Annotated in this window: 13 protein-coding genes; 1 reads left to right on the forward strand and 12 read right to left on the reverse strand. The window is 65.9% G+C overall.

The genetic code is table 11. The features are described from left to right. Positions 1 to 415 precede the first annotated feature (415 nt). Entirely contained in the window at positions 416 to 3619 is a 3204-nt protein-coding gene (locus IC234_RS08090; protein WP_190923336.1) for a fibronectin type III domain-containing protein, read from the forward strand. A gap of 221 nt (positions 3620 to 3840) precedes the next feature. On the opposite strand, the gene IC234_RS08095 is transcribed toward IC234_RS08090, so the two are convergent. The 12 genes from IC234_RS08095 to IC234_RS08150 form a co-directional block, all read right to left on the reverse strand. After that, positions 3841 to 11061, reverse strand: coding sequence for an Ig-like domain-containing protein (locus tag IC234_RS08095; protein WP_190923337.1), 7221 nt, complete (start codon positions 11059 to 11061; stop codon positions 3841 to 3843). 192 nt (positions 11062 to 11253) lie between these two features. Further along, positions 11254 to 11796, reverse strand: coding sequence for a phage tail protein (locus IC234_RS08100; RefSeq protein WP_190923338.1), 543 nt, complete (start codon positions 11794 to 11796; stop codon positions 11254 to 11256). A gap of 392 nt (positions 11797 to 12188) precedes the next feature. Then, entirely contained in the window at positions 12189 to 12854 is a 666-nt protein-coding gene (locus tag IC234_RS08105) for a response regulator transcription factor (RefSeq protein ID WP_190923339.1), read from the reverse strand. A 70-nt stretch (positions 12855 to 12924) separates the two neighbouring features. Continuing rightward, a complete protein-coding gene (locus tag IC234_RS08110) occupies positions 12925 to 13743 on the reverse strand; it encodes a sensor histidine kinase (RefSeq protein WP_190923340.1) in 819 nt (272 codons plus the stop codon). Continuing rightward, positions 13722 to 14384 carry a hypothetical protein gene (locus tag IC234_RS08115; protein ID WP_190923341.1) on the reverse strand — a complete coding sequence of 221 codons (663 nt, stop codon included), beginning with the start codon at positions 14382 to 14384 and terminating at the stop codon, positions 13722 to 13724. Before IC234_RS08115 ends, IC234_RS08110 begins: the two co-directional genes overlap by 22 nt. Positions 14385 to 14422: 38 nt before the next feature. Further along, the gene (locus IC234_RS08120; RefSeq protein WP_190923342.1) at positions 14423 to 15118 is read right to left on the reverse strand and encodes a hypothetical protein; all 696 of its coding nucleotides are present in this window, start codon (positions 15116 to 15118) and stop codon (positions 14423 to 14425) included. A gap of 266 nt (positions 15119 to 15384) precedes the next feature. After that, positions 15385 to 16401, reverse strand: a complete 1017-nt coding sequence (locus IC234_RS08125) for a zinc-binding alcohol dehydrogenase family protein (RefSeq protein WP_190923343.1) — start codon at positions 16399 to 16401, stop codon at positions 15385 to 15387. A gap of 99 nt (positions 16402 to 16500) precedes the next feature. Continuing rightward, complete coding sequence (locus IC234_RS08130; protein WP_190923344.1) at positions 16501 to 17289, reverse strand: L-fucose dehydrogenase; 789 nt, start codon at positions 17287 to 17289, stop codon at positions 16501 to 16503. 36 nt (positions 17290 to 17325) lie between these two features. After that, a complete protein-coding gene (locus IC234_RS08135) occupies positions 17326 to 18162 on the reverse strand; it encodes an amidohydrolase family protein (protein ID WP_190923345.1) in 837 nt (278 codons plus the stop codon). Beyond that, entirely contained in the window at positions 18149 to 19006 is an 858-nt protein-coding gene (locus IC234_RS08140) for a fumarylacetoacetate hydrolase family protein (protein WP_190923346.1), read from the reverse strand. The genes IC234_RS08135 and IC234_RS08140 overlap by 14 nt, the downstream gene beginning before the upstream one ends. Positions 19007 to 19198: 192 nt before the next feature. Beyond that, the gene (locus IC234_RS08145; protein WP_190923347.1) at positions 19199 to 19963 is read right to left on the reverse strand and encodes an SDR family NAD(P)-dependent oxidoreductase; all 765 of its coding nucleotides are present in this window, start codon (positions 19961 to 19963) and stop codon (positions 19199 to 19201) included. 131 nt (positions 19964 to 20094) lie between these two features. Continuing rightward, a complete protein-coding gene (locus IC234_RS08150) occupies positions 20095 to 21903 on the reverse strand; it encodes a RagB/SusD family nutrient uptake outer membrane protein (RefSeq protein WP_190923348.1) in 1809 nt (602 codons plus the stop codon). Between the last annotated feature and the right edge of the window lie 8 nt (positions 21904 to 21911).

A 21911-nucleotide genomic window follows, 5' to 3' on the forward strand; every position in this document is an offset into this window, starting at 1 on the left:
TACCAGCCGAGGGCGGATGCTTGTTCCAAATACGGAATCAGGGCCCTTCATTTTTTATGGAGTCTGGAGCAGAATCCTAGATTTGGCTGGATGATGCGTCAGATAAAAGAGGGGACTTCTACACATAAGGGCGGTTCTGCGGACAATTGCCCTAAAAATATTAGGTCATTCCGCATGATTGAGCAGTTTTTCAAATTGCCAAAAAGACAAGTTTTGGCGGACTCGCTTAGCAACTTTGCTTGATAACCGGCAGCATCTTGATTTTGCAATGAATAAATAGCGTATTTTTCATTGAAAGCGCAAAATTTCACCTGAAATTCATTCGGCAATTAGCGGCTAAAAATCATCTGAATCAGGGTATTACCTGAAGGGTTTGCGTTTACATTTGGAAAAATTCTAACCAGTTATTTTTCCTATGAAGAACCTGTTTACGCGAACGTGCCAGCCAGTGCTTCGGGCCCTTGGCTTGGGGGCTTTTTTAGCGGGGGCGGCCCAGGCGGCGCCCGTGCCCGTGGCCGTGACCGGCTACACCGCCGACGTGGTGGCCGATGGCTCCGGGGCCGCTGCGACGCGCACCACCGCCGATTTTGATGGCGTGTCGTACGCCCTCATGGCGCTGGGCTACACCAACCCCGCCGGCGCGTCGGCCACCGTGGGCTTGCCGGCTTCGGGCCTCATCAACAGCGCCGCTACGCCAGGCCTGAGCTTCCAGCTGGCCTCCTACACCGCCAACAACTCGCTGCGCATTGCCACGGCGGCCACGGGCACGCTCACGCTGGCCACGCCCCGCACCGCCGGCGACCTCTACGTGCTGGCCTCGTCGGGCAGCGGCGTGAGCACGGTGGGCGTCACGGTCACGTTCAGCGACGGCACCACCCAGATTTTCTCGTCCATTTCGGTGGGCGACTGGTTTGGTGGCTCGGGGGCGGCCATTGCCGGCATTGGCCGGGTCAGCACCGCCGACAACGTCATCACCAACAACACCACCGACCCCCGCCTCTACGAATACAAGTTCACGCTGGCCCCGGCCAATATCAGCAAGCTGGTGCAAAGCGTGACCTTCAATAAAACCTCCACCGGCGGCGTGCTCAACGTGATGGGCCTGTCGGTGAACCCCGTGTGCAACAGCGCGCCCACGGCCGGCACGGCCGTGGCCACCGCCACCAACACCTGCGCGGCGGCCGGCATTGTGGTGTCGCTCACCGGCGTGTCCACCGATGGCGGCCTTGCCTACCAATGGCAGTCTTCCACCAACGGCGGCACTTCCTACACCGATATCACGGGCGCGACCAACGCCACCTACACCGTGGCCGGCCAAACCACCACCACGCTCTACCGGGCCCGCGTGACCTGCAGCGCCACCGCGCAATCGGCCAACTCGACTCCCGTTACTATTTCCTCCACGGCGCCCACCTACGCCACGCTGCCCGTCATCGAAAGCTTTGAAGGCACCTGGCTGGATGTGTGCAACACCCGCGACGTGCCCAACGCCTCGTGGCGCAACTCGCCGGCGACCGGCAACAACTCGTGGCGCCGCGACGATGACGCCGCCGCCGCGGCCTGGACGTTGCCCAACTCCTACCTCTACACCCCCGTGGCCAGCCAGGGTTCGCGCTCGGCGCGTTTTCATAGCGGCTACACGCAGTCAGGTGTGATGGCCCTGCTCGATTTGTACGTGAACCTGAGCGCGGCCGGCGCCAAGCGCCTGAGTTTTGATATCAACAACTCGGCGGGCTCCGACTCGCTGGTGGTGCAGATTTCCAACGACGGCGGCGCCACCTTCAGCCGCCTGGTGGGCTTTGGCGTAACGGGCCCCGGCTTCGTGACGCAGGTGCTGCCCATCAGCAGCACCTCGGCCACGGCGGTGATTCGCTTCCGCGGCCGCGGCGACTTTCTGAGCAACGACATCGGCTTGGATAACATCATCCTAGAGTCGGCCACGGGCTGCCTCACGCCGGCCGGCCTCACGGCCACCACCACAACTACCACCGCCACGCTGACCTGGCTCACGGGCGGCACCGGCACCTACACCGTGGTATACGGCCCCACTGGCTTCAACCCCGCCACGGGCGGCACCCGCGTTACCGGCCTCACCGGGCCCTCGACGACCATCACGGGCCTGACGCCGGGCACCACCTACCAGTTTTACGTGACGCTGAACTGCGCCGGCGGCGCCAACTCGGGCACGGCCGGGCCGGTGGCTTTCACCACGCAAATAATCAACGACGACCCCTGCGGCGCCACCGTGCTGACCATCAACAACGTGTGCACGCCCATTTCGACCACCACGGTGGGGGCCACCCAAACGCCCAGCACGGTGTATGCCGGCGGCGCACAGGGCACGGGCTGCGGCTCCATTTCGGCCCCGCGCGACGTGTGGTTCCAGTTCACCACGGCGGCCACCGGCCCCACCAGCACGCAGGTGCGCATCACCGTGACGGGCGGCGCGGCCAGCGTGGTACGAGCCTACGCGGGCACGGCCTGCACCGGCCCGCTCACCTACATTTCCTGCGTGGGCACGGGCTCCAACACGGCTGCCCCGGTGCTGGACCTGAGCAACCTCACGCCCAGCACGACCTACTACATCCGCGTGAACGAGTACAGCACGTCGGGCACGCTCGGCAACTTCACCATCTGCGCCTCGCCGGTGCCCAACTGCCCGGCGCCCACGGGCCTCGGCACGGGTGCCCTCACCAGCAGCACGGCCGTGCTGAACTGGAGCGGTACGCTGGCCGCCGGCAGCACTTACTCGGTGATTTACGGCCTCAACGGCTTCCTGCCCGCCACGGGCGGCACCACCGTTTCGGGCCTCACCGCCAACACCACGACGCTGACCGGCCTGAGCGCCACCACGGCGTATCAGTTCTACGTGCAGCAGATTTGTGGCGGCTTCAACGGCAGCAGCACGCTGGCCGGTCCTTTCCCCTTCACCACGCCCCTCACCGTGCCGGCCAACGACGAGCCCTGCGGCGCCCTGGCCCTGGGCAGTACGGCGGTGTCGGGCACCACGGTGGGCGCCACCACCGGCACCCAGGCCAGCATTCAGCTGCCGGCCTGCGCGGGCGGCTCGCTGCCCAAAGACGTGTGGTTTGCCTTCACGGCCAATGCCACCACCTCGACCTTCACCATCACGGGCACGGCCGCCGGCGCGGTGCGCGTGTATTCGTCGCCGAGCTGCTCGGCCGGGCCGTTCACGCAGGTATTCTGCCAGGGCAGCAGCGCCAACAACACGGCCTTCAGCGGCCCTGTGGCGGTGACCGGCCTCTCGGTGGGCACACGCTACTACGTGGCCGTGAGCGGCTACGGCAGCTCCGACACGCCCGGTGCGTTCACCATTGCCGCTACCAACGTGCTGGCCGCTCGCGCCCAAACCAACAGCAGCGCCCTGCAGGTGTTCCCCAACCCCAGCAACACCGGCCAACTGGCCTTGCGCCTGAGCGCTCCCGGCGCCAGCCAGGCCACGCTGCTCAACGCCCTGGGCCAGGCGGTGCGTTCGCAAGTCCTGCCCTCGGGCACGGCCGAGCACTTGCTCAGCACCCGCGGCCTGGCCGCCGGCGTGTACACGCTGCGTGTGCAGGCTGGTGCCGAAGTCTATACCCAGAAAGTAGTGCTGGAATAAGCCTCGGCTGCACAAAGGCCGCCCCGACTGGGGCGGCCCTTTTTTTGTCGGTAGGAGGGTGTTTGCCCGGCCCTGACGAAGCCTTCCAACCGGTTGCCGCAAAGCAGGTGGCATTGGGCAATGATGTTTGGCCAGCACCTGCTTTTGCCGGGTTTGGGTAGATAAAAAAAGCCCCGGCTGCTGGCACAGCCGGGGCTTTTATCATGCATTGAAAGAGGCTGTTATTCCACTACCAGCCTTTTCACAACCACGCCGGCTTCGGTAAGTAAGCGCAGCGAATAAACGCCAGTGGCCAGATTGGTCAGCGGCAAGGTATGCCGGGCCAGGCCGGCGGGCAGTGCCTGCGTCAGCACGGTGCGGCCTAGGGCGTCCACCAGTCCGGCCGTTACGGCTGTACGGCTGAGCGACGACGGTAGTTCAATATACACCCGTTGCGTGGCCGGGTTGGGGAACAAGGCCACCTGGGCGGCCAGTGCGCCCGGCGCCGTGCCGAGCACCGGCTGGGCCCCGAAGACGAGCTCAAAGCGCGGGGTCGTGGTGGCCGCGTTCTGGGTGAAGGTGTAGGCGGGCGTCAGGCTCAGGTCGGTGAGGGTGCCCAGCTGCAAATCGCGCAGGAAGGGCTGGGCGCCGGCCGGGAAGTTGAGCACCTGCGCCGCGCGCAGCGTGTAGGTGCCCGGGGCGGGCACGGCCACGGCGAGCGGCACGGTCACGGTGGTGGTGCTGCCGGTGGGCAGGCCGTTGATGGCGAGTTGCGTGCCGGCGGCCACCGAGGCCAGGTTCAGGCCGGTGGTGTTGGGCAGCTTCACGGCGTCGTATTGTGGGTCGATGCCAGCCGTGGCGCCGGCCTCGAAGTACACGTACGCCTCGTCGGACGCCACGCCCGTGGCCCCGCGCAGCGTCAGCTGCACCAGCGGCCGGGTTTCTGAGGTGCCGCGCTGGAAGGTGGTGCCGCTGGGTGCCGTGAGGCGGTTGGCGTTGCGGAAGGTGATGGACCCCGCCGACTGCCCCGCCGCCACGCGGGCAAAGAAGCCCTGGCCCGCGGGAATGACGGGGTTGCCGCCCACGCCGTTCACGTAGCTGCGGTACTGGCCTGCGTACTGGGCCGTGCTGCTGTACACGTAGATGGCGCCTTCCAGATTCACCCGGTCGCCGGCCGGCACCGTGGAGTAGTCGATGGGGGCGGGGTAGGGGTTGCCCAGCAGCTGCCAGCCGCCGTCGGGGAAGCTGGCGCGGTTGCTGGCCAGCGGCACGTTCACGTCGCCGTTGTTGAGCGTGCCCACAAAATCCACCAGCTGCGAGGCCCCGATGTTGACCGTGTAGCCCCGGCCCACCGCCAGCGGGTCGCTCAGGGTGGCGGGCGAGAAGAAGCCCTTGTCGAAGGCGCTGAGGTTGTTGCTCAGCGTGAGGCGGCTTTGGTCATAGCCAAACACGGTGGGAAAGCCCGTGACCAGGCCCGGGGTGGGCGAGGTGTTGTAGGCCGAGTTCACCACCGGCGCGAAGCCGGCCGTGGCCAAGTCGTTGACGGTGGTGTTGCTCACCGGGGCCGAGTAGTGGCGGTAGCCCAGGCCGGGGTTCAGGCTCGGGTCGATGTAGCGCTGCACCGTGGCCGTGCCATTCACCACGCCGCCGGCGTTGTTCACCAGCGCGTCGCCCTGCGCCGACGAGAGCAGCGTGAGCGGCTGCCCGCCGGTGCTCAGGTTGCCGGTGAGGGTCAGCACCCGCGCGATGTCGACGGCCACGGCCTGCGTGGCCCCGCTGGCACCCACGCTCAGGTTCCAGAAGCGAAGCGGGCTGCTGCCGCCCATGGTCTGGGCGCTGGGGCCGGTGAGGGCCACCGTGCCGCCGGTTGTCGTGTTAAAGCCCGTGTAGGTGCCGTTATTGATGAAATTACCCGTCAACGATAAGGTGCCGCCGGTGTGCAAAACGCCCGCGCTAGCGCCGATGGTCAGGTTTTTGGCCGTGGCCGTGCCGGCGGTCAATATCGGCGACCGGGTCGAAACCGTCGGAATGGTGGCGTCTACGGTGGGGGTGGGTACGCCGGCGGTCCAGTTGCCGGCCGTGAACCAGTCGGTGCTCAAGTTGCCGGTCCAGATGGTCGCCGTGATGGGGGCGAGGTAGGTGAGGCTGTACTGCGCGGCGGCGGTGTTGCCGTTGCCGGCCCCGTCCTGGGCCACGTTGGCGCCCACGTTCACCGTGGTGGCGGTGCCGGCCGTGGTCGGCGTCACGCTGAAGGTGTAGGTCGAGCCGCTGCCGGCAAAGCCCGTGAGCGTGCCGTTGCCCACGCTCACGCCCCCGGCCGCAAAGCCCGTCACGCTTTCCGAGAACGTCACCGCGAACTGCAGGGGCGAGGTGGCGGTCGTGCCGCCGTTGGCGCCGCTCGTCGAACTGATGGCCACCGCGGGGCGGGCCGTGTCCACCGTGAACGTGTTGGTGTTGCTGTTGCCGCTCACGGTTGCGCCGGCGGCCTGCGCCGTGGCGTACACCGTGTGGCTGCCGTCACTGAGCGAGGTGGGCTGGGGCAGGGAAAAGCTGCCCGCACCCGAAGCCGTGGTGGTGCCAATGGCCGTGAGGTCGACGTATACCGTGACCGTGCTGCCGGCCGGGGCCGTGCCCGAGTAAGTCGGGGTAGGGTTGTTCGTCAGGGCGCCGTTGGCCGGCGCCAACACCGTGGGCGCCGCCGTTCCGGGCTGGGCCGCCACCGCGAGCGTGTAGGCCCGCGAGCTGTTGTAGGGGCCCGCGCCGGTGGTGGCGTCGGTGGCCCTTACCGTGAAGTTAAACGTGCCGCTGGCCGTGGGTGTGCCCGCCAGCGTGCCGCCGGCAGCCAAGGCCAGGCCCGCGGGCAGGGCACCGGCCGAGACGGCGAACGTGTACGGCGCTGTGCCGCCCGAGGCCGTAATGACCTGGCTGTAAGGCGAGCCCGCGGTAGCGTTGGGCAAGGTGGCCGGTGCTACGGTGATGGTCGGGGCGGCGATGGTCAGGGTGTAGACGCGGGTGCCGCTGTACGGGCCGGGGGCCGCCGAGGCGTCGGTAGCAGTCACGGTAAAGGTGAACGTGCCGCTGGCCGTGGGCGTGCCCGCCAGCGTGCCGCCGGAAGCCAAGGCCAGGCCCGCGGGCAGGGCACCGGCCGAGACGGTATAAGTATAAGAGCCCGTGCCGCCCGAGGCCGTCAGCGTCTGGCTGTAGGCCACGGCCACGGTGCCGTTGGGCAGCGTAGCCGGGGCCACCGCAATGGTGGGGGCCACAAACGTGAGCGAGTACGTCGACGCAGCGGCGGTGTTGCCGTTGCCGGCTTGGTCTTGGGCCACGTTGGCCGGCACGTTCACCGTGGTGGCGGTGCCGGGCGTGGTCGGCGTCACGCTGAACGTGTACGTTGAGATGCCGCTCCCCCCCGAGAAGCTCGAAATGGTGCCGTTGGTCACGGTGATGTCGCCGGTCACGAAGCCGCTCACGTTCTCGGAGAAAGTCACCGTGAAGGGAATCGGCGACGTGCCCGTCGTGCCGCCGCTGGCGCCAGCCGAGCTCGTGATGGCCACCGTGGGCCGTACCGTGTCGATGACAAAATTATTGGTGTTGGAGTTGGCGCTCGCCGTGCTGCCGTTGGTTTGCGCCGTGGCGTACACCGTGTGCGAACCCTGCGCCAAGGCCGTGGGCTGGGTTATGACCCAGTTGCCCGTGGCATCGGCCGGGGTCGTGCCGATGGACGTCAAGTCCACGTACACCGTCACCGTGCTGTTGGCCGGGGCCGTGCCGCTGTAGGCCGGCGTGCTGGTGCTGAGCAAGCTGCCGTTGGCCGGCGCGAGGACCACCGGAGCGGCCGTCACGAGCTGTGCGTACTGCACGCTCACCGTGTTGCTGGTGGAGTTACTGGTGTTGTTAGCGTCCAGGGCCACGCCCGAGGCCAGGCTCACCGACACGGTGCCCGACCCGGCTGGCGTCACGGTGAAGGTGTAGGGACCCGCGCCGCTGCCCGAAAAGCTGCCGCTGGTGAGCGTGCCGCCCGTCACCGTCACGTCCGCAGCCGTAAAGCTCGTGCCCACGCTCTGCGAAAAGCTCACGGCGAACGGAATCGGCGCGGTGCTGGTGGGGCTGGCCGAGGTCGTGCTCACGGTGGCCGTCAGGCCCGGGGCAAACACATTGAACGAAGCCGAAGTGAAGGGCCCGTACGCCGGGGTTTGGCCGGACTGGATGTTGCCCACGAACACGTCGTTGACGAACACGTTCAGCCGCTGGTCGACCGCGGTGTAGTAGCGCTGGGCCGTCTGGAAGTTCACCTGGTAGCTGCCCGTGGGCACGGCCAGGTTCTGCGAGAGGCTGGCATTGTTGTCGCCGGCGCTCTGTATCAGGGCCACCGCGTCGCCGTTGGGCGGCAGGGGCTGGGGCTGGCCCGGAATTTGGGAGTCGAAGCCGCTGCCGTAGCGCGCCACGCCGGCCGTGCCGGTGAAGCTCCAGGGCGCGGCCACCACGCCGTCGGCCGTCTTCTTGAAGCCGGCAGCCGGCACGTTGTTGGTTTCAAAGCTGCCGTTCTGCAAGCCGTTGGGCACGACGGTGCTCGTGCCGCTTTGCAGCACCTGCACCACGTCCACGAAGGCCGTCACGTCGCCGTTGCCGCTGGCGCTGCCCGCCGCCTGAATGCGCAGCGTGGGCGCGGCGGCGAAGCTTTTGGTGATGCTGTAGGTTTCGCCCGCCGTGTAGGGCACGTTGCTGAGGGTGGGCGAAACGCCCGTGGAATTGGCCACGTTCAGCGTCAGGGCGCCGTCGCCGGTGCCGGTGTTCACCACCACCGTGTAGGTAGTGCCCGACCCCGACACGCTGGCCACGGCTGCGCCGCTCAGGACCGAAGTAGTTAGGTTGAAGTTTGCCGTGGTCAGGCCCGTTACCGGGCCCGAGAAGACGACCCGGTAGCGCACCTGGGCCGTGGCCGTGGGCGAGAGCGTCAAGCGCGTGACCGATACCACCGTGGCCGTGGGAGGCGTATAGGTGAGGCTGTACTGCGCGGCGGCGGTGTTGCCGTTGCCGGCCCCGTCCTGGGCCACGTTGGCCGGCACGTTCACCGTGGTCGGGGTGCCGGCCGTGGTCGGCGTCACGCTGAAGGTGTAGGTCGAGCCGCTGCCGGCAAAGCCCGTGAGCGTGCCGTTGCCCACGCTCACGCCCCCGGCCGCAAAGCCCGTCACGCTTTCCGAGAACGTCACCGCGAACTGCAGGGGCGAGGTGGCGGTCGTGCCGCCGTTGGCGCCGCTCGTCGAGCTGATGACCACCGCGGGGCGGGCCGTGTCCACCGTGAACGTGTTGGTGTTGCTGTCGACGCTGCTGTTGCCAACGGCGTCGCTGGCCCGGGCTTTCACGGTGTGGCTGCCTTGGGCCAGGGCCGTGGGCTGCGTGAAGGTCCAGGTGCCCGCGCCCGAAGCCGTGGTGGTGCCCACCGAGCTGCCGTCCACCAGCACCGCGACGGTGGTGCCGGGTTCGGCCGTGCCGCTGTAGGTGGGCGTTGTGGTGCTCAATTGGCTGCCGTTGGCCGGCGTCAGCACCACCGGCGCCGCCGGAGGAGTGGTGTCCACGGTCCAGCTATAGGCCGCCGGTGTGGGGTCCACGTTGCCCGCGTTGTCGATGGCCCGCACCTGGAACGTGTGCGACCCGTCGGACAGGCCCGTGTAGGTGCGCGGGCTGGTGGCCGTTGCAAAAGCCCCGCCGTCGAGGCCGGCCTGAAAAGACGCCACGCCGCTGCCCGTGTCGGTGCCGGTGAACGTGAACGTGGCCGAGGCACTGTTGCTGAGCGCCGGCGGGGTGGCGGTGAGGGTGGTGTTGGGCGCGTTGGTGTCTACTGTAAAGTTAAAAGTGGTGCTGTTGGCGCTGGTCGCGCCGTTCAAAGTGGCCCGGGCATACACCGTATGGCTGCCCTCGGCCAGGGCCGTAGGCTGGGCCAGGCTAAAATTGCCGCCCGTGGCCGTGGTGGTGCCGATGGCCGTGAGGTCGACAAAGACCGTGACGGTGCTGCCGGCCTGCGCCGTGCCCGTGTAGAGGGGCGTACTGCTGGCGAATGCCTGTCCGTTGGTCGGGCTGGTAATCACCGGCGCGTTGGGCAGGGTGCCGAAGCTCACCACGCTGCCGTAGCTGGTGCCCGCGCTGTTGCTGGCGTAGGCCCGCACGTAGTAGGTGGTGGCGGGCGCCAGCCCCGATGTGGTGGCCGAAAACGTGCCCGTGCCCGTGCCGTTGGCCGCCTGCGTCACGCCGCTGCCGCCAATGGTGGGCGTGGTGTTGGTGCTGCTGTACACCACGCCCCGGCCGCTCACGCTTGCGCCACCGTCGGCGGTCACGTTGCCGCCCAGCGCCGCGCTGGTGTTTGTCAGGGTGCCGGGCGTTGCCGTTGTCACGGTGGGGGGCACTGCTTCGAGCAAGGCCAAGCCACTAACCACCGTCGAAGTAGAGCCGGCGATGTAGGTGGGGGTGATGAGGGTGGACACGGCGTTGCCGGGGGCCAGGCTCACGGCCACAATCTTGGTGTTGGTCAGGCTCGTTGTCGACTGGCTCGGGCGGGTGTCGGCCACGAGCAGGCGGTTGTTGGCCGCGTCGAGCACCAGCGAACCGGCCGCTTGCACGAAGTTGTCCTTGATGAGCACGTCCCCCGTGCCGTCGAGGTTCACGCGCCGCAGTTGGTCGGTGGCAGTCGCGGCGGCCCCGTCGTTGAGGGTGTAGTACAGGTAATTGTTCACCCGGTCAATCTCTATACCGGCTATCCCCGTCGAAGCGGAACCGGCGATGTAGGTGGGGGTGATGAGGGTGGACACGGCGTTGCCGGGGGCCAGGCTCACGGCCACAATCTTGGTGTTGGTCAGGCTCGTTGTCGACTGGCTCGGGCGGGTGTCGGCCACGAGCAGGCGGTTGTTGGCCGCGTCGAGCACCAGCGAACCGGCCACTTGCACGAAGTTGTCCTTGATGAGCACATCCCCCGTGCCGTCGAGGTTCACGCGCCGCAGTTGGTCGGTGGCAGTCGCGGCGGCCCCGTCGTTGAGGGTGTAGTACAGGTAATTGTTCACCCGGTCAATCTCTATACCGGCTATCCCCGTCGAAGCGGAACCGGCGATGTAGGTGGGGGTGATGAGGGTGGACACGGCGTTGCCGGGGGCCAGGCTCACGGCCACAATCTTGGTGTTGGTCAGGCTCGTCGTCGACTGGCTCAGGCGGGTGTCGGCCACGAGCAGGCGGTTGTTGGCCGCGTCGAGCACCAGCGAACCGGCCGCTTGCACGAAGTTGTCCTTGATGAGCACATCCCCCGTGCCAGAGGCCGCCACGCTACGCAGCTGGTCGGTGGTGCTCGTGGGCGCGCCGTCGCTTAGCGTGTAGTACACTTGGGCGTGGCCCTGAAGCGGCAGCAGCACCAGCAGCCAGACGCAAAGGCTGCCCAGCAAGGTTAGCCTCTGGAAAAGAGTACGTAAGAATGTTTTCATTTGAAATTGGGAAAGGAAAAAATAAGGATTAAAGGACGGCGAATGCCTTCGTGCACAGTGAAAAGTTAGGCAGAAATCCCAACAACCAAAGCGGAATGGTTAAATAAATTCACCATAAATAACAACGCGGTACCACTCCGTTCCCCATCAATAGAAAACAGCGTGATACCGCGTTGCCACTACACCAAGCGCTTAGCTACGAGGCGGGTACAAGCCATTTAGGCAGATGATGTAGTTCATGCCCAGGTAGGGCTGCATCAGGCTAACCGGTTGGCTGTTGCCGACCATGCCAATTGCGTTGGGGCTGGCGGGAACCAGGTCGGCGGCTTCCCGATAGGTATTCACGGTCACGGGAGATTCGTCGCTCGTCACGCCATTGTCAACGGCCAGCACGTTGTTGGCGGGGTTGTTGGTGGTGGCGCTGCCGCTCGAAACCTGCATCTGGTGGTTGTGGGCGGGCAGGTTGCCCGTCGTCAGCGTCACCGAAGCGGTGCCGGCTATTTCCCCTGGCATTACTGGCGGCAGGCCGCCGCCATTGCCGGCGCCCACGGCCACGCGGCCCATCAGGTTGGGCAGGGCAAACGTCGTCTGCCCGTCGCCGCCGTAGGTGGTGCCCAGAATGGAAAAGAGCGCCGAGTTCTGGGCGATGGACATCAATTGCCCATTGCAGAACGCCCAGTTCTGGGGCGCGAAGTTGCCCGCAAACAGTTTCACGATACCGATGTACTCATCCATAACAAACAGAAAAAAAGGGAAAGGGTAAAAAGAGCCCCGGCACCCTGCCAGAGCCAGAAAGTAGCGTGTTGCAGTTGGGCTAAGCGGGCAGGCTATCCCTGCGCTCGGCCAACCGGGGCATGAGGCGTGGCAGCGGCCGGTGCCCGGCGCCAACCACCGGGCCAACGCCTTGCGCAGGGGCGGCCGCAGTCGGTGGTTGGCCGGTAGTCCAACGGCGTAGTTGCCAACGGTTTCGGGCTAGGCAAAGAAGCTGCGGCGTGCGCAAAACCCCTGTTTGTGCCAGCAAAGGAAAGGGCCCAGCCCGGTCGTTTATAGCGTAGAAATACGTGGTTTCGGAAACCGCGTATTTCTACTACTGCCTAGCGGAGCCGGGCAATGCCTGCACCGGCCCGCTACACTTCCAGCATGCCGTGTTTGGCGGCGAATACCACGAGGCCTGCCACGTTGCGGGTGCCGGTTTTTTCCAGCAGCCGCTGCCAGTGGCCTTCCACCGTGCGCTTGCTGATGAACAGGTGCCGGGCAATTTCGGCGGCGGTGTGGCCTTCGCAGATGAGACGCAGCACTTCCTCCTCGCGGGGCGTGAAGTGGTCGGGCTCCAGCAGCTTGGCCGGTTGTTGGCGGGTGGGCTGCTGCACGCCCCGCATCAGCGCCCGCGAGATGCGGGGCGTGAAGTGGTAGCCGGTGGTGAGCACCTCTTCCAGGGCCCGGATGAGCTCTTCGGGGCCGGCGTCTTTGGGCAGGTAGCTGCGGGCGCCCAGCTTCATCATCTGGGTAATGAATTTATCGGCCGAATGCATGGAGAGCACCACGATTTTCAGCTCGGGAAACTTGCTCAGCAGCTCCTGGGCCACGGCCGGGCCGTCCATGTGCGGCATTTGCAAATCGAGCAGCAGCACCTCGGGCAGGCGCAGCTCGAAGGAAGCCAGCAGTTCGGGCAGGGTAGAGGCTTCGGTGACGGCCTCCACGTAGGGCAGGGCCTGAAGGATGTAGCGGAGCCCCTGCCGAAACAGGGGGTGGTCGTCGAGAAGGGCAATGTGGACGGGGTGGGTAGGAGCCATGCCAATGGGGTAGCCAAGGTGGGGCAAAGGGTGATGGAGGGCGAATGTAACGACTAAATAATCAGCATATTCAGCTGGGTTGTTCTGGCGTTTGCAGTTCGATGCGGAAGCAGGTGCCCCCGGCGGCAGGCACCTGTTGGTGCAGGCGGGCGCCCAGCATTTGCACCCGCACGTCGATGTTGCGCAGGCCCGCCCCGGCCACCACGGCCGGCGCCGGACTGCCGCCGGCCGGGGCGGGCAGGCCGCAGCCGTCGTCTTCCACCGTCAGCACCAGCCGCTCGCCCCGCTGCTGCAGCGCCACGTCGAGGCGGGTGGCGCCCTTGGCGTGTTTCTGGGCGTTGTGCACCAGCTCCTGGCAAATGCGGTACAGGGCCAGCTCCTGGCGCAGGGCCAGGGGGCGCGGGTAGTGCAGCGCAAGGCCGATGCGCAGCGTGCCGGTTTCGTTGGCCACGTCCACGAGGTGTTGCAGGGCCTCGGCCAGGCCGAAGCGGGCCAGCACGGCGGGGTACAGGCTGTGCGAAATGCTGCGGGCGTCCTGCACGGCGGTGGCCATGAGCTCTTCGACGAGGGTGAGCAGGTCGGGCGCGTTGGCGGGGCCGGGCTGGCTGCCGAGGCGGTTCACGAGCAGCTTGGCCGTGGCCAGCGTGGAGCCGATGCCGTCGTGCAGGTCTTGGCCGATGCGCTCCCGCTCGCCCTCCTGGGCCTCGATGACGGCGGCCAGCAGGGCTTGCTGGTGCAGGGTTTCGGCGGTGCGCAGGCGCAGTTGCTGCTGCAGCAGGCGCTTTTGGTAGGTCACCAGAAACAACAGCAGGCACCCCGCCGCCACCAGCATCATGGCGATGCCCCAAAACAGCAGGGAGCCGAAAGCTACTTCTTCGGGGGAAGCCATAGGGCCAGGCTGTAGCAGCAGTAGAGCGTGATGAACAGCAGCGAGTGCACCATCCACACGTTCATGTTCAGGCCGTGGGAGTAGCGCAGCAAGAAGTTGCTGAAAAGCGCAATTTGCAAATACCCCAGGCAATAAATCGTGAGCCCGGCCGACACCCAGAACATGGGTTCGCGCTTGAGCTGCTGCACGTGGAGCTCGTGCAGCAGCTTGCGGAAATACAGCCCCACCAGCCCCAGCACCAGCACGCTTTGCAGCACCTGCTGCCCCGGCCGAAACTTCCAGAGCCCGTCGGTCACGTGCAAACTGTCGAAGAGCACATAGGCCGCAAAGCCGCCCACCAGCCAGGGCAGGCTGCGCGTGAACGCCGCGGAGGCCAGGGTTTTGTCGTAGACCACGGCCAACAGCCAGAACTCGCCAATGGCGCACACCGGCATCAGAAACAGGTTGTTTTGGTGGTAGAGCATCATCACCAGGCCCACCAGCTCCAGCGGCAGAATGAACCACATGAGCGCCGTCAGGTAGCGCAGGTTGAGCGGCAGGTAGCGGAAGCGCACCAGCCCGACGAACGCCGCCGCCACCACGGGCACGGGCGAAACCCGAAGTATTATCTGTTGCAGGGAAAGGTGCAGCAAGTCTGCCATCAGGACAAGGATGCTTCGATTAGCGAGTGGCCCGACGGTTAGTCTACGGGCGGGCAGGGCGTCGACAGGTCGAAGAAGACGTCGTCAGCGGCCTGCAGCTGGCCGGCGGCGCCCTGCGTGGGGTCGAAGCGGCGCACCATCAGGCCGAAGGTTTGCGTGGGCTGGTCGTCGGGGGTGGTGTAGCCGTGCAGGCCCAGCCATACCCTCACCTGCTGCTTGTCGTAGGGCTGGCCGTTGGTGAAGAGCGGCGTGAGGAAGTCCTTCAGGTCGAAGTTGTAGCCCTTCAGCACGCCGTAGCTGGTGGTGAACATGGCCGACGTGAGGAGCGTGGCCTCGGCCCAGGCGGCTTGCCAGAGGCCCGCCAGGCTGCCGGGCAGGGGCTCGCCCACCGTGGGCGGCACGGCCTGGAGGGCGTCGGGCAGGTAATAGGCCGTGAGCTGGCGGTCGTCCTTATCGGCGGCAAACAGCACCAGCGAGAAGCGGTACTGCCCGGTGCTGGCGTCGGGCATCAGCACAAAGCGCGCCTTGATGTGCTGCACGCCCACGGCCGACACGAGCTCGGCCACGCGCTGAATGGAGAAATACACGTACGTGAGCCGGCCGCTGTCCCCATTGGCGAAGTAGCTCGTCACGTCGGGGTTGCCCACGTCGCTGATTTTGCTGTGCCACTCAGCGGCGTATTCGTCAAACAGGGCGGGGGCCAGCGTGCCTTCGGCGGTAGTGCTTTTTTGCATGTGAGCAGTGTGGTGAGAAAGTGAATAAGTGAGTGCGGCAACGCCGCGGCTTGCCAGCGTGCGACGCTTTTCTGTCGAGGCGCTGCCGCAACGGTTTGGCGGAGCAAAGAAACAGCGTACTCCGCCGAGAATAACCCGTAGAAGTACGCTGATTAAAAACCACGTATTTCTACGTGGTACCCCGGCCTGCTCCAGGCTTGGCTACGCAAGGTTGAAGAAGGCAGCGCCGGGAAAGGGGCCTCCTGCACTGCTTGGGCTGGCGGCGCCTACCCCAGCTCCACCATGGCTTTGATGACGCCGGTGGCGGGGTCGAGCCATTGCGCAAACTCGGTTTTTACTGCCTCGAACTGCACGCGGTGCGTGATGTAGGTGGTGGGTTGCACCAGCCCTTGCTTCATGGAATGAACGACGTGCTCAAAATCGGCCCGGGTGGCGTTGCGGCTGCTCATGAGCGTAGCTTCGCGCTTGTGGAATTCGGGGTGCGAAAAGCTGATGTCGCCCTTCTGCAGGCCCACCAGCACGAAGCGCCCGCCGTGCGCCAGGTACGAAAACGCGCCCAGAATGGCCTTCTGGCTGCCCGTGGCATCAATTACCACGGTGGGCATGTCGCCTTGGGTGATTTCGGCCAGCTGCGCCGCCACGTCGGGGGCCAGCGCGTTGAGGGTGTGGGCCACGCCCAGCTTTTCCTGGCAAAAGGCCAAGCGTTGCGCGTTGACGTCGAGGGCAATGACGCGGGCCCCGGCAATGCGCGCAAACTCCATCACGCCCAGCCCGATTGGGCCGGCGCCCACCACCAGCACAAACTCGCCGGGCTCGACGGCGGCCCGCCGCACGCCGTGGGCGCCAATGGCCAGCGGCTCCACCAGGGCCAGCTCGTCGTAGCTCAGGCCTTCGCCGTGCACCAGCTTGTCGGCGGGCACGGCCACCACGTCGGTCATGCCGCCGTCGGCGTGCACGCCAAACACTTGGATGCTGGCGCAGCAGTTGGGCAGGCCGCGGCGGCAGGCAATGCAGTGCCCGCAGTTGAAATAGGGAATGAACGTGACGGCCTCGCCCACGGCAAAGCCCTCGGCCCCGCCGGTGTCGAGCAGCTCGCCGGCCAGCTCGTGGCCCAGCACGCGCGGGTAGCTAAAAAAGGGCTGCGTGCCCTGAAACGCGTGCAAATCGGTGCCGCAGATGCCAACGCGGCGGATGCGTATCAGGGCCTGGCCGGGCGCGGGAAGAGGAGCGGGGCGGCTTTCGTAATGAAAGTGGCCGGGCTCGGTGCAAACGAGGGTGTTCATGAGGTTCAATGGGTGAGTGGGGGAACGGGCGAATGAGTGAATGCGCAGCCAGGGGGAGCGTATTCGGCCCATTCGCCCATTCCCCCATTCCCCCATTGACTAAGCGTTGGCCAGGGCGCGGTCGAGGTGCACGTAGCCGCCGTCGACGTGTAGAATCTGGCCGGTGGTGTGGCTGCTGCGCGGGGAGAGCAGGAAGGCCGTGGTGTTGGCCAGCTCTTCGGAGGTGGTCATGCGGTTGCCCAAGGGGATTTTGCTGGTGATTTCGCGCAGCTTCTCCTCGGGGTTGGGCAGGGTCTGAATCCAGGTTTCGTAGGCGGGCGTCCAGCATTCGGCCACCATCACGGCGTTCACCCGGATGCCGTATTTGAGCAGTTCCACGGCCCACTCGCGGGTGAGGGCGTTGCGGCCGCCATTGGCCGCGGCGTAGGCCGAGGTGTGGCCCTGGCCGGTTTCGGCGGTTTTGGAGGTGATGTTGACGATGGCGCCCCGCGACTTTTTCAGCTCGGGCAGCGCGTGGTGGGCCATGAGGTAGTAGTGCACCACGTTGCGGTGCAGGCTCTGCATGAAGCCGGCGTAGTCGCCGGTTTCCAGGCCCACGCCGTCGTTCACGCCGGCGTTGTTCACCAGCCCGTCGATGCGGCCAAACTGCGCGACGACGGCCTGCACGGCGCGGGCGCATTCGTCGGGCTCGGCCAGCTCGGCCGCCACCTGCCCCGCTTGCCCGCCCGCGGCTTCGATAGCCGCCACGGTCTGTTGATTGTCGGCTGCGTTGCGGCCCACAATGACCGGAATGGCGCCCTCCTGGGCCAGCACGCGCGAGATGCCTTCGCCAATGCCCTTGGCCCCGCCCGTGACGATGATGACCTTGTTCTGCAGCTGCAAATCCATGTTTTCAGGTAATAAGTAACAGTGAGCAGTTATCAATTAATGGGTCAGTTGGTAGAAAGCGGCGGCGTTGTCGCCCCAAAACTGCGCCTGCTCGGCGGCCGAAAACGGCTGCATGTATGCTTCCAGAATGCCCAAGGCGCGGGCGTAGCCGCCGGCCACGTTGCACACCGGCCAGTCGGACCCGTACAGCACCCGGCTGGGCCCGAAAGCTTCAAATACTACGTCGAGGTATGGCTGAAAATCGGCCGGCTGCCAGTGCTGCCAGTCGGCTTCCGTGACCATACCCGATACTTTGCAACTCACGTTTCCGTGCGCGGCCACGGCCCGGATGTCGCGGGCCCATTCCTCGATGAGCTGGTCTTTGATGCGCGGCTTGGCCAAATGGTCGACCACGAACGGCTGATTGGGAAATGCCGCGGCCAGCTCCGCCGCAAAGCCGAGTTGGTCGGGGAAAATCAGCACGTCGTAGGTGAAGCCATGCGCCGCCAGCGCCCCGATGCCGCGCCGGAAGCTCGGCTTCAGCATCAGCGCGCGGTCGGCTTCGCCCTGCAGCACGTGGCGGAAGCCCTTCAGCTTGGCAAACTGGCTGTAGTATGCCAGCCGCTCGGCAACATTCGGCGCCTGCAAATCGACCCAGCCCACCACGCCTTTGATGAAGTCGTGGGCGGCCGCGTTGGCCAGTTGAAACTCGTTTTCGGCTTCGGCTTGGTCCGACTGCACCACCACGCAGCCATCGAAGCCGTGCTGTTGCAAAACGGGCGCTAAGTCGGCCGGCAGAAAGTCGCGTTGGATAACGGCCATGTCGTCGCCTATCCAGGCGTCGCGCACGGGGTCGAATTGCCAGAAATGCTGGTGGGCGTCAATTCTGGCCATACGCTTTCACGGTTTGGCGCGAGGTGCCCAGGCCGGTTATGCCCAGCTCCACTACGTCGCCGGGCTTGAGGTACACGGGCGGTTTCATGCCCAGGCCCACACCGGCCGGCGTGCCCGTCGAGATGATGTCGCCGGGCAGCAGGGTCATGAACTGGCTGAGGTAGGAAATCAGGAAGGGAATCTTGAAAATGAGGTTGGCCGTGGTGCCGTCCTGCATCATCTGCCCGTTCACGCTCAGCCAGAGGCGCAGGTTGTCGATGTCGCCCAGTTCCTCGGGCGTGGCCATGAAGGGGCCGATGGGCGCAAACGTGTCGCAGCCTTTGCCCTTGTCCCAGGTGCCGTGGCGCTCCAGCTGAAACTCCCGCTCGCTCACGTCGTTGTGCAGGGCGTAGCCGGCAATGTACTCGTGGGCGTCGGCCTCTTCCACGTAGGAAGCGCGCTTGCCGATGACCACGGCCAGCTCTACTTCCCAGTCGGTTTTCACCGAGTTTCGGGGAATTACCAGGTCGTCGTTCGGGCCCACGTAGGCCGTGGTCGACTTCATGAACAGCACCGGCTCGGGGGGCGGGGTGGCGCCGGTTTCGCGGGCGTGGTCGGCGTAGTTCAGCCCGATGCAGAGCAGCTTGGACGGCCGCGCCACCGGCGGGCCCAGCCGCTCGCCGGCCCCGATTTGTGGCAGCTTTCCTTCGTTTTCTTTCAGGAATTGGGCCAGGCGCGTGAGGCCGTCGGTGGCGAAAAACGCTTCGTTGTAGTCTTGGCCAAAAGCCGAGGCGTCGTAGTGCTGGTCATGCAGGATGACGCCGGGCTTTTCCTGGCCGGGCTGGCCGTAGCGGATGAGTTTCATGGAGAGTGGAGGTGATTGGCTTGGTAATGGGCAGTCATGCAGCGCGGAGCGAAGCATCTCGTGTGCATCGTTCTTGCGGGCGCCTCACCCCCCGGCCCCCTCTCCCGAAGGAGAGGGGGAGCCTAGGTGGCGTGGTAAAGATGCTTCGCTGCGCGCTGCATGACTGTTCTGTAGTATCCTGTATCGCGCTTGCTAGGTGTTCAGCTTGATGAAACCGCCGTCGAGCGGGTAGTCGCAGCCGGTCACGAAGCCGGCCTCGTCCGAGGCCAGGTACAGGGCCAGGGCGGCCACTTCGTCGGGCTGGCCCATGCGGCCGATGGGCTGGCTCTTCGAGAGCTTGTCGAAGATTTCGGCTTCTTTGCCGGCGTAGTTTTTGGCGATGAAGCCGTCCACGAACGGCGTGTGCACCCGGGCCGGCGAGATGCTGTTGCAGCGAATGTTGCTGCCCAGGTAGTCGCGCGCCACCGAGAGCGTCATGGCGAAAATGGCGCCCTTGCTCATGGAGTAGGCCAGGCGGTCGGTGAGGCCCACGTGAGCGGCAATGGAGGCCATGTTCACGATGGCGCCACCGCCCTGGGCCTTCATCTGCGGCACGGCGGCGAACAGGCAGTTGTAGGCGCCCTTCACGTTCACCTGGTACACGCGGTCGAAGTCGGCTTCGGAGGTGGTTTCCACGGTGCCCACGTGGGCAATGCCCGCGTTGTTCACCAGCACATCGACCCGGCCAATGGCCTGAAACACGGCCACTACGGCGGCCTGCTGGCTCACGTCGGCGGCGTGCACGGCGGCCGTGCAGCCGGCTTGCCGGATTTCGGCCACCACGTCCTGGCCGGCGTCGGCGTTCAACTCAATGATGTGGACGGCGGCGCCCTGGCGGGCAAACAACAACGCAATGGCCCGGCCAATGCCGCTGCCGCCGCCGGTGATGACGGCCGTTTTTCCGGATAAACTAAACATGCAGGAAAGGAGATTGAAGCAGGAAAGCGGGCAGAACAGCCTGCCCCCTACAAATACAAAGCGCCGCCACTCCAGAAGAATGGCGGCGCTTCGGCCCCGGGCCAGGCTAGCCGGCCGGCAGCTTCAGTTGCTTAGCGCAGCGGGTCGAACGCCCCGCCCCAGACGCCGTTGTTCTGCTGCACCTTGGGGTTGTTGTCGATGGCCTGCTGCGGAATGGCGAAGAAGTAGTACTCCGGCTTGTAGGCGATGTTGTACTTCGTGTCGACCTGCTTGGTGGCGATGGTGAAGTAGTTGGTGTAGATGTTGTCCAAGCCGCCGGGGGCCGCGGCGAGGGCGTCGCGGGTCGTGGCGAAGTCGCTCGGGGCCGTGGCCGTCAGCGTGATGGTCAGGCCCAGGCGGCGCTTGCCGTTGAGCGTGCTTTCGAGCTTGCGCCAGCGGCGCAGGTCCCAGAAGCGCTTGCCCTCGAAGGCGAACTCAATCTGGCGCTCATACAGGATGGCGTCGAACATCTGGGCGCGGCTCATGCCGGTGGTCAGGCCGTAGTTGCCGTCGGTGCCGGCCTCGATGCCGGCGCGCTTGCGAATGGCTTTTAGCTGGTCGAAGGCCGTGGTCAGGTCGTTGATGCCGCAGGCGGCTTCGGCCAGGTTCAGTAGCACTTCGGCGTAGCGAATCTCCATCCAGTCGGTGCCCACGTACACCGCCGAGCTCACGTCCACGGTGGGGTTGATGGCCTTGCGGGTGTAGAAGCTGGTGGTGCTGGGGTTGCGGGGCTCGGCCGAGGCCGTGCCCTTGTAGTAGGTCCAGAGGCGGTAGCTGGTGTTGCCGTTGAGGGGCCACACGCAGCCGTTGTAGGCGATGGTTTTGTCGAAGCGCGGGTCGCGGTTTTTGTAAAACAGCTGCTGGCTGTACACGTAGCGCGTCGACTGGCCGGGGCGCTTGCCATCCAGCATGGGGTAGGCCTGCACCAGGTCCCAGGTGGGCTGGTTGGAGCCGCTGCCGGTGCCGGTGTAGGCGGGGCGGGTGCCGTTGTCGTAGGTGTTGTTCTTCTTGGTCTGGTCGCCGCTCGAGGTGTTGAAGCCGGTAATCATCACGGCCTCGGGGTTGTTCACTTCCTGAAACCACATCTGGTCGTAAGACGCGTGCAGGGCGTAGCCGCTGGCCGAGAGGGTGTTTTTAGCGGCCAGGCTGGCGTCGTAGGCCGCTTGCCAGCGGGCCTGGTCGTCGCCGGGGTTGAACTGCGGGCTGGCGGCGTAGAGCAGCGCGCGGCCTTTGAAGGCCAGCGCGGCGCCTTTGGTGATGTGGCCCCAGTCGGCCGAAGCAGCCCACTTGCCCGGCAGCGCGCGGGCCGCCGAGTCCAGGTCGGCCGCGATGGCGGCGTAGGTTTCGGTGGTGGTGTTGCGGGGCAGGTAGGTGAGGTCGCGGGCTTCGGAGCCCACGCCGTTGAGCGGGCTCATCACCAGCGGCACGCCGCCGTAGAGGCGCACGAGGTCGAAGTAGCGCCAGGCCCGGAAAAACTGCGCCTGGGCAATCAGGCGGTTTTTGGTGCCCGCCGGCAAGCTGCCGGCCCGCACGTCCCGGATGAACATGTTGATGGTCCGGATTTTTCCGTAGTTGTTGCCCTTGTCCAGGGTGGTGCCGAAGTCGGTCACGTCGTTCGGCTGCACGGTGCCCTGCAGGTAGGCGTTGTCGGCATACGACTCGTCGGAGAGGCCCGTGGGGTTCACGGCCGAGAAGCCGATGCCGCCCATGCCAAACCACAGCGGCAGGTTCTGGTCGTAGATGTAGTTCAGGCTCAGGTTGGCCAGCGTCGAGTCGTTGTAAATCAGGTCGCCGGGGGTGGCGCCCAGGTTTATCTTGTCCAGGGCCTTCTCGCAGCTGCCCAGGGCCAGGGCGGCGCCGGTGGCCAGGGTCAGCGCGGAGTATTTCAGAAACGATTTCATGATACCGG

Origin of the sequence: Hymenobacter armeniacus, assembly GCF_014699055.1 — a bacterium.
In the GTDB taxonomy this organism is placed as follows: Bacteria; Bacteroidota; Bacteroidia; order Cytophagales; family Hymenobacteraceae; genus Hymenobacter; species Hymenobacter armeniacus.

What these genes read in the sequence shown, in the direction of transcription:
- IC234_RS08090 (WP_190923336.1), top strand. Translation starts at nt 416, where the DNA reads ATGAAGAACCTGTTTACGCGAACGTGCCAGCCAGTGCTTCGGGCCCTT.
- IC234_RS08095 (WP_190923337.1), bottom strand. Translation starts at nt 11,061, where the DNA reads ATGAAAACATTCTTACGTACTCTTTTCCAGAGGCTAACCTTGCTGGGC.
- IC234_RS08100 (WP_190923338.1), bottom strand. Translation starts at nt 11,796, where the DNA reads ATGGATGAGTACATCGGTATCGTGAAACTGTTTGCGGGCAACTTCGCG.
- IC234_RS08105 (WP_190923339.1), bottom strand. Translation starts at nt 12,854, where the DNA reads ATGGCTCCTACCCACCCCGTCCACATTGCCCTTCTCGACGACCACCCC.
- IC234_RS08110 (WP_190923340.1), bottom strand. Translation starts at nt 13,743, where the DNA reads ATGGCTTCCCCCGAAGAAGTAGCTTTCGGCTCCCTGCTGTTTTGGGGC.
- IC234_RS08115 (WP_190923341.1), bottom strand. Translation starts at nt 14,384, where the DNA reads ATGGCAGACTTGCTGCACCTTTCCCTGCAACAGATAATACTTCGGGTT.
- IC234_RS08120 (WP_190923342.1), bottom strand. Translation starts at nt 15,118, where the DNA reads ATGCAAAAAAGCACTACCGCCGAAGGCACGCTGGCCCCCGCCCTGTTT.
- IC234_RS08125 (WP_190923343.1), bottom strand. Translation starts at nt 16,401, where the DNA reads ATGAACACCCTCGTTTGCACCGAGCCCGGCCACTTTCATTACGAAAGC.
- IC234_RS08130 (WP_190923344.1), bottom strand. Translation starts at nt 17,289, where the DNA reads ATGGATTTGCAGCTGCAGAACAAGGTCATCATCGTCACGGGCGGGGCC.
- IC234_RS08135 (WP_190923345.1), bottom strand. Translation starts at nt 18,162, where the DNA reads ATGGCCAGAATTGACGCCCACCAGCATTTCTGGCAATTCGACCCCGTG.
- IC234_RS08140 (WP_190923346.1), bottom strand. Translation starts at nt 19,006, where the DNA reads ATGAAACTCATCCGCTACGGCCAGCCCGGCCAGGAAAAGCCCGGCGTC.
- IC234_RS08145 (WP_190923347.1), bottom strand. Translation starts at nt 19,963, where the DNA reads ATGTTTAGTTTATCCGGAAAAACGGCCGTCATCACCGGCGGCGGCAGC.
- IC234_RS08150 (WP_190923348.1), bottom strand. Translation starts at nt 21,903, where the DNA reads ATGAAATCGTTTCTGAAATACTCCGCGCTGACCCTGGCCACCGGCGCC.